At 71.3% G+C, this 12,820-nt stretch carries 12 protein-coding genes; 6 read left to right on the top strand and 6 right to left on the bottom strand.

Annotation, left to right across the window (positions count from 1 at the left end; translation table 11 throughout):
- Positions 1-212: 212 nt before the first annotated feature.
- The 4 genes from ddaH to ACFZBP_RS00945 all read right to left on the bottom strand — a co-directional run bounded on the left by ddaH (position 213) and on the right by ACFZBP_RS00945 (position 5,860).
- Positions 213-989, bottom strand: a complete 777-nt coding sequence (gene ddaH, locus ACFZBP_RS00960; RefSeq protein WP_383453380.1) for a dimethylargininase — start codon at positions 987-989, stop codon at positions 213-215.
- A 99-nt stretch (positions 990-1,088) separates the two neighbouring features.
- Positions 1,089-3,404: an ATP-binding cassette domain-containing protein gene (locus tag ACFZBP_RS00955; protein ID WP_391409182.1), complete on the bottom strand. Its 2,316-nt coding sequence runs from the start codon at positions 3,402-3,404 to the stop codon at positions 1,089-1,091.
- Positions 3,405-3,414: 10 nt separating this feature from the next.
- Positions 3,415-5,040, bottom strand: a complete 1,626-nt coding sequence (locus tag ACFZBP_RS00950; protein WP_391409181.1) for an ATP-binding cassette domain-containing protein — start codon at positions 5,038-5,040, stop codon at positions 3,415-3,417.
- A 403-nt stretch (positions 5,041-5,443) separates the two neighbouring features.
- Positions 5,444-5,860 carry an SsgA family sporulation/cell division regulator gene (locus ACFZBP_RS00945; RefSeq protein WP_383453387.1) on the bottom strand — a complete coding sequence of 139 codons (417 nt, stop codon included), beginning with the start codon at positions 5,858-5,860 and terminating at the stop codon, positions 5,444-5,446.
- A gap of 220 nt (positions 5,861-6,080) precedes the next feature.
- Here ACFZBP_RS00945 and ACFZBP_RS00940 point away from each other — a divergent pair, with 220 nt between their 5' ends.
- Positions 6,081-7,184, top strand: coding sequence for a WD40/YVTN/BNR-like repeat-containing protein (locus ACFZBP_RS00940; RefSeq protein ID WP_391409180.1), 1,104 nt, complete (start codon positions 6,081-6,083; stop codon positions 7,182-7,184).
- Positions 7,185-7,401: 217 nt separating this feature from the next.
- On the opposite strand, the gene ACFZBP_RS00935 is transcribed toward ACFZBP_RS00940, so the two are convergent.
- Complete coding sequence (locus ACFZBP_RS00935) at positions 7,402-7,701, bottom strand: YciI family protein (protein WP_383453391.1); 300 nt, start codon at positions 7,699-7,701, stop codon at positions 7,402-7,404.
- Positions 7,702-7,742: 41 nt separating this feature from the next.
- On the opposite strand from ACFZBP_RS00935, the gene ACFZBP_RS00930 reads away from it, so the two are divergent.
- On the top strand, positions 7,743-8,435 hold the full coding sequence (locus tag ACFZBP_RS00930; protein WP_383453393.1) for an endonuclease V: 693 nt from the start codon (positions 7,743-7,745) through the stop codon (positions 8,433-8,435).
- An 84-nt stretch (positions 8,436-8,519) separates the two neighbouring features.
- Positions 8,520-8,666 (top strand): morphogenic membrane protein MmpA, encoded by a 147-nt coding sequence (gene mmpA, locus ACFZBP_RS00925; RefSeq protein WP_383453397.1) that lies wholly within the window; start codon positions 8,520-8,522, stop codon positions 8,664-8,666.
- Between the two features lie 31 nt (positions 8,667-8,697).
- On the opposite strand, the gene ACFZBP_RS00920 is transcribed toward mmpA, so the two are convergent.
- A complete protein-coding gene (locus ACFZBP_RS00920) occupies positions 8,698-9,876 on the bottom strand; it encodes a saccharopine dehydrogenase family protein (RefSeq protein WP_383453401.1) in 1,179 nt (392 codons plus the stop codon).
- Positions 9,877-9,967: 91 nt separating this feature from the next.
- On the opposite strand from ACFZBP_RS00920, the gene ACFZBP_RS00915 reads away from it, so the two are divergent.
- The 3 genes from ACFZBP_RS00915 (at position 9,968) to ACFZBP_RS00905 (ending at position 12,765) form a co-directional block, all read left to right on the top strand.
- Positions 9,968-10,348: an MmcQ/YjbR family DNA-binding protein gene (locus ACFZBP_RS00915; RefSeq protein ID WP_383453403.1), complete on the top strand. Its 381-nt coding sequence runs from the start codon at positions 9,968-9,970 to the stop codon at positions 10,346-10,348.
- A gap of 129 nt (positions 10,349-10,477) precedes the next feature.
- Positions 10,478-11,626, top strand: a complete 1,149-nt coding sequence (locus ACFZBP_RS00910) for a CoA transferase (protein ID WP_391409179.1) — start codon at positions 10,478-10,480, stop codon at positions 11,624-11,626.
- Positions 11,623-12,765, top strand: a complete 1,143-nt coding sequence (locus ACFZBP_RS00905; RefSeq protein ID WP_391409178.1) for an acyl-CoA dehydrogenase family protein — start codon at positions 11,623-11,625, stop codon at positions 12,763-12,765. Before ACFZBP_RS00910 ends, ACFZBP_RS00905 begins: the two co-directional genes overlap by 4 nt.
- Positions 12,766-12,820 lie beyond the last annotated feature (55 nt).

Below are 12,820 nucleotides of genomic sequence, written 5' to 3'. Positions count from 1 at the left end.
CCAGGGGGACGCACAACACAGGGGCAGGTGACCGGCGAGCGGTTGCCGGGAACCTACGGGATCGTAGGCTACGAACCCGTAGGTTACGAAGCCGTAGGTTAAGAGCGACGTAAAGATCCCTGATCAGCGGCCGTTCTGCCCGGCCTGCACGGGTATGCGAAAAGCCCCGGACCCGCAGGTCCCGGGGCTGAAAGAGTGTTCCGCCCAGTCGGTCAGGCGTACAGATCACGCATCCGGACCGAGAGACATGTCACACATCCCTCCAGCTTCTCGAACTCGCCGATGTCGACCGGCACCGGCTCGTGGCCCAGGTCGGCGAGCAGCTCCGCCGTCTTCGGCGCGCTCGCGGCCATGAGCAGCTTGCCGCCGCCGAGCAGCACCACATGCGCCCCGGACTCCTCCGGCACCGGCAGGAAGCGCGGGAACAGCGACGGGGCGTCCAGCTGGGGTATACGGCCGAGAATCGTTCCGTCGGGCAGGGCCGTGATCGCCGACTTCAGATGCAGCACCTTGCTCACGGGGACGGCGACGACCCGCGCCCCCAGCGGTTCGAAGGCGGCCCGCAGCTGCTGGACGCCGGCCGCGTTGGTACGGCCGCCCCGGCCGACGTAGATCGTGTCGCCGACCTTCAGCACGTCGCCGCCGTCCAGCGTGCCCGGCTCCCAGATCCAGTTCACGGAGCAGCCGAGCGAGGCGACGGCCTCCTCGACGCCGAGGGTCTCGTCGCGCCGGGACTCGGCGCCGGGCCGGGTGATCAGGGCGACGTTCCGGTACATGACGACCGTGTCCTCGACGAACACCGAGTCCGGGCAGTCGTCGGCCGGGTCCACCTCGATCGTCTCCCAGCCGTGCGTGCGCAGGGCCTCCACGTACCCCTCCCACTGCTCGACCGCCAGGTCGACGTCGACCTTCTCCCGGTCGATGTGCGTCACCAGCCCTTCGGCGAGGCGCGGGCTGGGGTGGCGGACGAGGGCCTTCTTGCTGGGCACGGGGGATCTCCGGGTCGGTGGCAGGTGTCGGCGCCATGATGCATGGGGCACCGACCCGCCATCATGCAGGTGTTACCCGCCCGTACAAAACCCCCGGAGTCAGGCTGTGGCCCTCCTGAGATGCTCGGCGGTGAAGGAACCGGGGGCGTCGAGGAGCTGCCGCGGGGTTCCCTCGAAGATCACCCGGCCCCCGCCGCGGCCTCCGTCCGGCCCCAGGTCGATGATCCAGTCGGCGTGCGCCACCACGTCCAGGTCGTGCTCGACCACCACGACCGTGTTGCCCGCGTCGACCAGCCGGTCCAGCAGACCGAGCAGCCCGTCCACGTCCGACATGTGCAGTCCGGCCGTCGGTTCGTCGAGGACGTACACCGCTCCCTTGCGGTGCAGCCGCGTGGCCAGCTTGATGCGCTGACGTTCACCGCCGGAGAGCGTGGAGAGCGGCTGGCCGAGCGTGAGATACGTCAGCCCGACGTCCCGCAGGGCGCGCAGCCGGCGGCGTACGCCCGCGTCCTGGAAGAACTCCAGTGCCTGCTCGGCCGTCATCTCCAGGACGTCCGCGACGGAGCAGCCGTCGACGGTCAGCCGCAGCACCTCGTCCCTGAAGCGCCGCCCCGCGCAGTCGTGGCACGTCGTCGTCACCGGATCCATGAAGGCCAGGTCGGTGTGGATGATCCCGCGGCCCTCGCAGGTGCCGCACGCGCCGGACGAGTTGAAGCTGAAGAACCCCGGCTCGGCGCCCGTCCCGCGCGCGAAGACCTTCCGCACCGTGTCCATGATCCCGAGGTAGGTCGCCGGAGTCGACCGCGCGGAGATCCCGATCGACGACTGGTCGACGACCACGGCGTCGGCGTGCGCGGCGGTGAACTCCGCGACCAGCGTGCTCTTCCCGGACCCGGCGACCCCCGTGACGACGGTGAGCACCCCGGCCGGAAACTCCACCGTCACGTCCCGCAGGTTGTGCCGGCCCGCCCCCTTCACCCACAGCCCACCGTCGGCCGCGCGGACCTCCTCCTTCAACGCCGTACGACGCCCCAGGCACCGCCCGGTCACCGTGTCGGAGGCGGCCAGCTCGCCCGGTGTCCCCTCGAACACGACCCGTCCGCCGCCCGCGCCGGCCCCGGGACCCATGTCGACGACGTGATCGGCGAGCGCGATGACGTCCGGGTCGTGCTCGACCACCAGCACGGTGTTGCCCTTGTCGCGCAGCCGCAGCAGCAGATCGCCGAGGCGGCCGACGTCGCGCGGGTGCAGTCCGACACTGGGCTCGTCGAAGACGTACGTCATGCCGGTCAGGCTGGAACCCAGGTGCCGGACCGTCTTCAGACGCTGCCCCTCGCCGCCGGAGAGCGTGGACGTCTCCCGGTCGAGACTGAGATAGCCGAGCCCGATGGCGTCGATGCGTTCGAGGGCGGTGACGGCGGCCCGGGCGACCGGTCCGGCGACCGGGCCGTCGATCTCCTTCAGCACCGCGATCAGGTCGGTGACCTGCATATGGGTGCAGTCGGCGATGCTGAGGCCGTTGATGCGGGTGGCGAGCGCCGCCGCGTTCAGCCGGGCCCCGTCGCACACCGGGCAGTCGCCCTCCTCCAGGAACTCCCGCACCAGATCTCGGGTCTTCTGGCTCATCGCCGACAGGTCCCGCTTCAGATACAGGCGTTCGAAGCGGGTGGCCAGCCCCTCGTAGTCGGTGGTCCAGGTGCCGCCCGTGCCGTTGACGGTGACCTTGCTGCCGGGGCGGCCGCGCATCAGGAACTCCCGCTCGGCGGCGGTGAACCGCCCGACGGGCTTGTCCGGGTCGAGTTCGGCGCTGTTCGTGTACGTCTTCCCCTGCCAGGTGCCCGCCGCGAACGGCGGGAAGCGGACCGCCCCGTCGGCGAGCGTCCGGTCCGGGTCGAGGATGCGATCCCAGTCCGGCCGTACCGTACGACCCAGACCGTCGCACTCCGGGCACATGCCCGAGGGGTCGTTGAAGGAGTAGGCCGTCGCCGGTCCGGCGCTCGGGGTGCCGTGCCGGGAGAACAGCACGCGGATCACCGAGTAGACGTCGGTCATCGTGCCGACCGTGGACCGCGAGTGGCCCCCGATCGGCCGCTGGTCGACGACGATCGCGGGGGAGAGGTCCTGAAGCGCCTCCGCGTGCGGGCGCTCGTACTTGGGCAGCCGGTTGCGCACGAACCACGGGAAGGTCTCGTTGAGCTGGCGCTGCGACTCGACCGCGATCGTGTCGAAGACGACCGACGACTTCCCCGAGCCCGAAAGGCCGGTGAACACCGCCAGCCGGCCTTTCGGAATACGGAGGGAGACGTCCTTGAGGTTGTTCTCCCGTGCTCCGCCGATGGTGAGGAACCCGGGCGGAAATCCGGGCGTGAACCCGGGCGCGGATTCGGGCGCGGATCCGGATGTGAAATCAGGCATGAACCCGAAGCTAGGCGGGATACCCGACAGCCTCTGGCGTGATTTCCTTCAGTTCTCCCTCCTCCATCATCAGCCAGCGAGTGATGCCGATCGACTCCAGGAACGGCACGTCGTGACTGGCCACGATCAGCGCCCCCTCGTACGACTCCAGGGCCGTGGTGAGCTGCCGTACGCTCGCCATGTCCAGGTTGTTCGTGGGCTCGTCCAGCATCAGCAACTGAGGTGCGGGCTCGGCCAGCATCAGCGCGGCCAGCGCTGCCCGGAAGCGCTCGCCGCCGGACAGCGTCGCCGCCTTCTGGTCGGCGCGGGCACCCCGGAACAGGAAGCGGGCAAGCCGCGCCCGGACCCGGTTGTTGGTGGCGCCCGGCGCGAACCGGGCCACGTTCTCGGCGACGCTCAGCTCACCGTCCAGCACGTCGAGCCGCTGCGGCAGGAACCGGTGCGGGACATGGGCCGTCGCCTCACCCGACACCGGCGCCAGCTCCCCTGCGATCGTCCGCAGCAGCGTCGTCTTGCCCGCGCCGTTGCGCCCGATCAACGCGACCCGCTCGGGGCCGCGCAGATCGAAGCCACCGCTCACGCGCGCACCGTACGCCAGCTCCAGGTCCATCAGCGTGAGGACGCCGCGCCCCGGCGGTACGGCCGTGTACGGCAGGTCGACGCGGATCTCGTCGTCGTCCCGTACGGCCTCCACCGCCTCGTCGAGCCGCTCCTTGGCCTCGGCGAGCTTCTCCTCGTGCATGATCCGGTGCTTGCCCGCGGACTCCTGAGCCGCCCGCTTGCGCGCACCCATGACGATCTTCGGCTCGCGCTTCTGCTCCCACATCTTCTGCCCGTACCGCTTTCGCCGGGCCAACTTGACCTGAGCGTCGACCAGTTCGCGCTTCTGCTTCTTCAGATCGGCCTCGGCGACCCGCACCATCCGCTCGGCGGCCTCCTGCTCGGTGGCGAGCGCCTCCTCGTACGCGGAGAAGTTGCCGCCGTACCAGGTGACCTCCCCGGCCCGCAGATCGGCGATCTGGTCGACGAGCTCCAGGAGTTCACGGTCGTGGCTGACCACCACCATCACCCCCGGCCAGGACGCCACGGCCGCGTAGAGCCGCCGACGCGCGTACAGATCCAGGTTGTTGGTGGGTTCGTCGAGCAGCAGCACCTCCGGACGGCGCAGCATCAGCGCCGCCAGCCGCAACAGCACCGACTCGCCGCCCGACACCTCACCGATGGTGCGGTCCAACTCGACATGTCCGAGACCGAGTTCACCGAGGGTGGCCACGGCCCGCTCCTCGACGTCCCAGTCGTCGCCGACGGTCTCGAAGTGCTCTTCGGCCACGTCGCCCGCCTCGATGGCGTGCAGCGCGGCCCGCTGGTCAGCGATACCGAGAGCCTCGTCGACCTTCAGGCCGGTGTCGAGCGTGACGTTCTGCGGCAGATACCCCACCTCGCCCGCGACGCGCACAGCGCCGTCGGCCGGCGCGAGCTCACCCGCGACGAGCTTCAACAGGGTCGATTTTCCCGACCCGTTGACGCCGACCAGCCCCGTCCGGCCCGGACCGAACGAGACGTCGAGGCCCTCGAAGACGGGAGTGCCGTCGGGCCAGGAGAAGAAGAGGGAAGTACAAGTGATGGAAGTAGACATACGGGCCTCCGCGGATGCTCGAAGCGATCAAGGGCAAACGCGTATCGAGACACCGGCGACCAACGGGGAGGCCTCGGGGAATTCAGGGAAACGAAAAAGCCCTGCTCCGGAGGACGGCTCGAACGCCGAGGTCGCACGCAGCGCAAACACACCTCAGGTGTGGCGCGGTGTCTCAGGACCTCAGACGAGCAACGTCCTTCTCCAATCGACGGCAACAGGACCGAGATACACGGTATGGAGGTGAGGAGTGGGTGTCAACGGAATTGAACCGAGCCAACCCGAGGTACTCCCCAGCCCGTCCGGCGTTTGAGGACGAGGCCCGAAGGGCCGATCAGGGGGGTCTGGGGGCGCAGCCCCCAGGGATGGGACGGGTCGGGCGGCGAGGGCGAGAAACCCGCCCGCGTCAGCAGGCGTCCCGCATCAGCTCCGCCAGATCCCGGTCCAGATCCAGCTGAAGATGCTCCAGCCCCATCGGCACCAGCTCACTCGTCGACTCCAGGAACCGCCGAACCTCCCCCGACCGGATATGCACGACAGCCGTACCCTCAGGCGCGTGAAACTCCAGCACCGTACGGTCGAACCCGTACGGCCGCACCCGAACGTCCCCCTGCCCCTCGGGCCCCTCGAGCCCGCCCACCAGCAACTCCCGACTGAAGGTCCAGCACACCTCGACCCCCTCCAGCGTCGCCGGAGCCGGAAAGGTCATACGGACCGCGAACGGATCGCGCCGGTCGTAGTGCAGGGTCGCCGGAATGCTCGGCATCCGCGGCGCGGCGGCGACGAGACGGGCCTCAACGGGCTGCTCGATGACGGTGGACAACGCCTTGCTCCCTTGTGACGGCTGGACGAACATCCGGGCGGACGAGACCGTGCACCGGTAGAGACGATGGAATCAGCCAATCCGTGCACACGAAGGGTGAGTGACCTCGGTCACCGCCTTCATGCACAGGGGTGACGCGTTCGTCCCCCTGCGCCGGGAAAGTCACGTGTGACGGGTGCGGTCTGGACGCCACCGGAGCGGTCGGCTAGCTTCGCCCGCCATGAGGCGTTCGGGGAGCACGCGACGGTCGGGGCGTACGTTTCGGACAGTGGCCGCGGGGGTGGCGTGCGGGGCGGCGCTGGCCGCGCTGACGGCCGTACCCGCGCAGGCGCACGAACCGGAGCGCCGGGCGCCGCACTGGGAACTCAAGGACAGCGGCGCACCCGAGGTCCGCTTCCGTGGGCTGTCCGCGGTCAGCCGGAACACCGCGTGGCTGGCCGGCACGGCCGGCACCGTCCTGCGCACCACCGACGGCGGCACGACCTGGCGCAACGTCTCGCCGCCCGGCGCGGGCGAGCTGCAGTTCCGGGACATCGAGGCGTTCGACGCGCGCCGTGCGGTGGTGCTGGCCATCGGGGAGGGCGAGGCGTCCCGCGTGTACCGCACCGACGACGGCGGCGCGACCTGGACGGAGTCCTTCCGCAACACCGACGCGCGGGCCTTCTACGACTGCATGACCTTCCTCGACCGCCGCCACGGACTGGCGATGAGCGACCCGGTCGACGGCAGGTTCCGCATCCTGTCGACCAGCGACGGCGGCCGCTCCTGGAAGGTGCTGCCCAGCGAGGGGATGCCTGCCGCGCTGGAGGGCGAGGCCGGGTTCGCGGCGAGCGGGCAGTGTCTGGTCGGCTCCGGGCCGAAGGACGTCTGGCTGGCCACCGGCGGGGCCGCACGCGCGCGCGTGCTGCACTCCCGCGACCGAGGACTGACCTGGACGGCCGCCGACACCCCGATCCCGGCCGGCGACCCGGCCCGCGGCGTGTTCGCCCTCGCCTTCCGCGACCGCACGCATGGCCTCGCGGTCGGCGGCGACTACCGCCCCGACCAGACCTCCCCGCAGGCCGCCGCTCACACCGGCGACGCCGGCCGGGCCTGGCGCCCCGCCGCCACACCCCCGCCCGCCTACCGCTCCGGCGTCGCCTGGCTCCCGCACAGCCGCACCGCCGCCCTCGCGGTCGGCCCCACCGGCACCGACCTGACGACCGACGCCGGCCGCACCTGGCGGACCGTCGACACCGGTTCGTACGACACCGTGGACTGCACGCCCGACCTGGGCTGCTGGGCCGCGGGGGAGAAGGGGCGGGTCGCCAGGCTGGAAGGCTGACGCCGCCAACCGGTACCAGGGCGCCGACCCCGGGAGGAGTCACCCGACGGGCCACCCCGTTCGAGCCCGGAGCGGGAACGCCGGCACGCCGTACGCCGAGCAGCGCCCTGCCCAAGGGCGTTCGGGCACGAACAGGAGCCGGCTCAGGCAGGCGCCGGGCGGTGTGACCGACCGCCCCGGCCGGCCCTCCGCGATCGACCCGTCCCGCTCGACCGCCTCAGCCGACGGGCGTCTCGCGGTAGCGCTCCAGCCCCGGTGCCGTCTTCGTGGCGACGAACTCGGTGATGCGGTACGCGCACACCCCGGCGGTGACGAACGGATCCCCCGCGGCGATCTCCTCGACGCGCCCGCGGTCCTCCGCGACGGCGAGGATCACCCCGCCGTCGCGGGGGTTCTTGCGTCCGGACGCGAGGAACACCCCTTGCTCGTACTGCTCGTCGAGCCACGCCACATGGGCCTCCAGCACGGCGTCGACGTCCTCGAGCGGGGCGGTGTAGGTCAGTTCCAGCACGAACATGATCGCGAGCCTACCCCTGGGCCCGTACGCTCGTGCCCACCATGACGACCGTAAGCATTCCCGCGGGCTGGCCCGCGACCGAGGAAGCGGCCCGCGCCGTCCAGGACGAACTCCGGGAGCGCGTGGTCCTCGACGAGCCGGGCCCGCCGCCCGGATCCGGTCATGTGACCGGCGTCGACGTGGCCTACGACGACGAACGGGACGTGGTCGCGGCCGCCGCGGTCGTACTGGACGCCGCGACCCTGGAAGTGGTCGCCGAGGCCACGGCCGTCGGCCGGATCTCCTTCCCGTACGTCCCCGGCCTGCTCGCCTTCCGCGAGATCCCCACGGTCCTGGCCGCCCTCGACGCCCTGCCCTGTCCACCCGGCCTGGTCGTCTGCGACGGCTACGGCCTCGCCCACCCCCGCCGCTTCGGCCTCGCCAGCCACCTCGGCGTCCTCACCGGGCTGCCGACGACAGGCGTCGCCAAGAACCCGTTCACCTTCACCTACGACGACCCGGCCCCCGCACGTGGATCCTCCGCGCCCCTCACGGCGGGCACCGAACAGGTCGGCCGAGCCCTGCGCACCCGCGACTCCGTCAAGCCGGTCTTCGTCTCGGTCGGCCACCGGGTCACCCTCGACAACGCCTGCGCCCACACCCTCGCCCTGACCCCCACCTACCGCCTCCCGGAGACAACCCGCCGCGCGGACTCGTTGTGCCGCCAGGCACTGAAGGCCGCGACCGGTCGATGAGGTCCACCCGGCGGCCCGGCTGAGTACGTCGCCTGAGTACCTGTACGGATGCCGCCGCCCGCCGGGGTCGGCAGGCTCGGGGGTATGACGACGCACCGTGCAGCGAAGCCCCTCGCCGATCCCGACCGTCCCGTCGAGCGTGCCGTGACGGCTGTGCTGGTTCTCGCCGTGGTGGCGGGGCTGGCCTGGATCGGCGGGATGATCTTCACGGTGGCGGGGTGGACTCTGTAGAACCGGTTTCGGCGAGCCGGGTTGGCCCGGTTCAGCGGGTCGCGGCCACCCGGAAGGCGATGCCCGCCTTCCGCAGCCGTTCGATCAGGGCGTCGCCCATCGCGACCGCTGTCGTGACCTGACCGGCCGTGCGCGGCAGGTCGTCGAAGGCGAGGGACAGGGCCGACTCGGCGAACATCTTCGCCGTCTCCCCGTAGCCGGGGTCACCGCCCGCGACCTCCGTGAAGACGCGCCGGCCGCCGCCCTCGCCGACGAAACGGACCGAGAACCAGCTCTTCGCGCGCCTCTGAGGGCTCGGCCCCTCGCCGGGCTTGAGCCGGTCGGACAACCAGCGCCGGGCGGGCGGCAGTTGGGCGGCCGTGGCGAGCGCGCCGACCGCCGCGACCCCGCCGAGCGCGACCGGCAGATGCCGTACGGCGGCGTAGTGGCGGTAGCGGAAGTCGGGGCCGTACCGGTCGAGGGCCCGCGCGGACCGCTTGACGATCTGCGGGTCGATCGTCGGCAGCGGCACCGCCCAGGAGCCGACCTCCTTGGCGAACCGCGGCGCACCCGTCGGTGCCTGCGCCCGCCGCCCCATCAGCCGCGGCTCGTGGCGGGCCCGGTCACGCGCGGCGGACAGCATCTGGCGCCCGCGCGAGAACTGGTTGAGCGCCGACGCGAACGTGCCGCCGGAGAACATGGCGTCGGCGGTCACGAACCCGTCCACGGTCAGCGGCACGCCCTCCGGCAGCTGCTGGACGGTGAAGTACGCGCCAAGGTCGTGCGGGATCGAGTCGAAGCCACAGGCGTGCACCAGCCGCGCGCCCGTCTCACGCGCGCGTGCGTCGTGCCGGACATATGTCAGGTCCACGAACTCCGGCTCACCGCACAGGTCGAGATAGTCGGCGCCGGTGTCCGCGCAGGCGGCGACGAGATCCTCGCCGTAGTTCACGTACGGCCCCACCGTCGTGGCCACCACGCGCGCGTGCTCGGCGAGCCGCCGCATGGAGGCCTCGTCCGAGACGTCCGCCTCCAGCACCCCGATCTCCGTGCCGCCCGGCAGCCGGTCGCGCAGCCGCTCCAGCTTCTCCTTGCTGCGCCCGGCGATCGCCCAGCGCAGCCCCTCGGGCGCCTGCGCGGCGAGATACTCCGCGGTGAGGATCCCGACGAAGCCCGTCGCTCCGAAGAGCACCACGTCGTACGGGCGATCCGTCCTGTTCAGCCTGGTCATGACACCCCTCGGTCTCGCAGCACGCGCCGTTGTCGGTGGCCGAGGCTAGCGTGAGGGATGCGGAGCCCGACGACGAGCCCGGAGGTAAGCGGTGGCCGTGCCCAGGTCTGCCCTGAAGAAGTGGGAAAAAGTGCGCCTGTTCGCGCTGGGGATGCCCGGTGCGGTCGAGGAGTTCCCGTGGGGCGAGACGGTCGCGAAGGTCAACAAGAAGGTGTTCGTCTTCCTCGGTGTCGACGACGGCGGCTATCCGCTGGGCGTCACGGTGAAGCTCAAGGACGAGTCGGCGCACGCCCACGCCCTGACCTGCCCGGGCGCCGAACCCGCCGGATACGGCCTGGGCAAGGCGGGCTGGGTCAGCATCCCGCTGGAGCACAAGGGCGCCCCGACGGCCGAGCTGCTCTGCGACTGGGTGGAGGAGAGCTACCGCACGATCGCCCCGAAGCGGCTGATAGCGGAGCTGGACGGCCGCTGATTCCCTCGGGGCGGGTTCGCCTCCGGGCTTCCGGCGGGTAACTTCCTAAGCGCTTGCTCTTGTTTCCATCGATGCATGTTCCTAGCATCACCGGTGTTACAGCAGTTGTGTCATACCCCTGGGGGCAGCATGGCGACGACGCCAGGACAGGGCCCGCTCACCGGCGTGCGCGTGGTCGAGCTGGCCGGAATCGGGCCCGGCCCGTTCGCCGCCATGCTCCTCGCCGACCTCGGCGCCGACGTCGTCCGTGTGGACCGCCCCGGCGGCACGCAACTCGCCATCGACCCCGCGTACGACATCACCAACCGCAACAAGCGCTCGGTGATCGTCGACCTGAAGTCCCCCGACGGCCCCGCGCGCGTCCTCGACCTCGCCGCCCGCGCCGACATCCTCATCGAGGGCTACCGCCCCGGCGTCGCCGAGCGCCTCGGCGTCGGCCCCGACGCCTGCCACGCCCGAAACCCGGCGCTGGTCTACGGCCGGATGACCGGCTGGGGCCAGGACGGACCGCTCGCCCAGCGCGCCGGCCACGACATCGCGTACATCGCCCTCACCGGCACCCTCGGCATGATCGGCAGCCCCGACGAACCGCCCGCCGTCCCCGCCAACCTCGTCGGCGACTACGCGGGCGGCTCCCTCTACCTCGTCATCGGCGCCCTCGCCGCCCTCCACCACGCGCGCGCGACCGGCACCGGCCAGGTCGTCGACGCCGCCATCGTCGACGGCACCTCCCACCTCGCCGCGATGATCCACGGCATGCTCGCCGCCGGCGGCTGGCAGGACCGGCGCGGCGCCAACCTCCTGGACGGCGGCTGCCCGTACTACGGCACCTACGAGACGGCCGACGGGAAGTACATGGCCGTCGGCGCCCTGGAGCCGCAGTTCTACGCCGAGTTCCTGCGGCTGCTCGACATCGAGGAGCACGCGGCCGCCCGCAAGGACTGGTCCCGCTGGGGCGAGCTGCGCGCGGCGGTCGCCGCCCGCTTCAAGTCCCGTACCAGGGACGAGTGGACGGCCGTCTTCGAGGGCACCGACGCCTGCGTGGCCCCCGTCCTGTCCCTGCGCGAGGCCCCGCACCACCCCCACCTCGCCGCCCGCGGCACCTTCACCGACCACGGCGGCATCACCCAGCCCGCGCCCGCGCCCCGCTTCTCCGCGACCCCGACGGCCGTACGGACCGGACCGGCCCAGCCCGGCGCGGACACCGCCGACGTGGCGCGCGACTGGGACGTACCCGATCTTCCGAAGCACCAGGAACCCACGAAGGACCCCGAATGAAGCGGCAGCTCTTCGCCCCCGAGCACGACGCGTTCCGCGCGACCGTGCGCAGCTTCCTGGCCAGGGAGGTGCTGCCCTACTACGAGCAGTGGGAGAAGGACGGCATCGTCTCCCGCGACGCCTGGCGCGCGGCCGGCAAGCAGGGCCTGCTCGGCTTCGCCGTCCCCGAGGAGTACGGAGGCGGCGGCACCCCGGACTTCCGGTACAGCGCCGTCCTCGCCGAGGAGTTCACCCGCGCGGGCGCCCCGGGGCTCGCACTTGGCCTGCACAACGACATCATCGGCCCGTACCTCACCTCGCTCGCCACCGACGAGCAGAAGCGCCGCTGGCTGCCCGGCTTCTGCGACGGCTCGCTCATCACGGCCATCGCGATGACCGAACCCGGCGCCGGCTCCGACCTCCAGGGCATCCGCACCCACGCCGAGGACCACGGCGACCACTGGGTGCTCAACGGCTCCAAGACCTTCATCTCCAACGGCGTCCTCGCCGACCTGGTGATCGTCGTCGCGAAGACGACCCCCGAGGGCGGCGCGCACGGGCTGTCGCTACTGGTCGTCGAGCGCGGCATGGACGGCTTCGAGCGCGGCCGCAACCTCGACAAGATCGGTCAGAAGGCACAGGACACGGCCGAGCTGTTCTTCCGCGACGTCCGCGTGCCCAAGGAGAACCTCCTCGGCGACCTCGACGGTGCCTTCGTCCATCTGATGACGAACCTCGCGCAGGAGCGGCTGAGCATCGCGGTCTCCGCCATCGCCGCCGCCGAACACCTGCTGGAGATCACCACCGAGTACGTCAAGGAACGCGAGGCGTTCGGCCGACCGCTCGCCACCAAGCAGCACATCCGGTTCGAGATCGCCGAGATGGCCACCGAATGCGCCGTCACTCGCACCTTCCTCGACCGCTGCATAGCCGACCACGACAACGGCGAGCTCGACGCCGTGCACGCCTCCATGGCCAAGTGGTGGGCGACCGAGCTGCAGAAGCGGGTCGCGGACCGCTGCCTCCAACTGCACGGCGGCTACGGCTATATGAGCGAATTCCCGGTCGCCCGGGCCTTCACCGACGGCCGTATCCAGACCATCTACGGCGGGACGACCGAGATCATGAAGGAGATCATCGGACGTTCCCTGCTCGGCTAGGGGGTTTCGCACACCTCCAGGGCTCCCTTTGCTCGGCTGACCCTCACCCTCGAAA

The sequence above is a fragment of the Streptomyces sp. NPDC008086 genome, assembly GCF_042957325.1.
In the GTDB taxonomy this organism is placed as follows: domain Bacteria; phylum Actinomycetota; class Actinomycetes; order Streptomycetales; family Streptomycetaceae; genus Streptomyces.
This window is presented reverse-complemented; position numbering and strand designations above follow the sequence as displayed.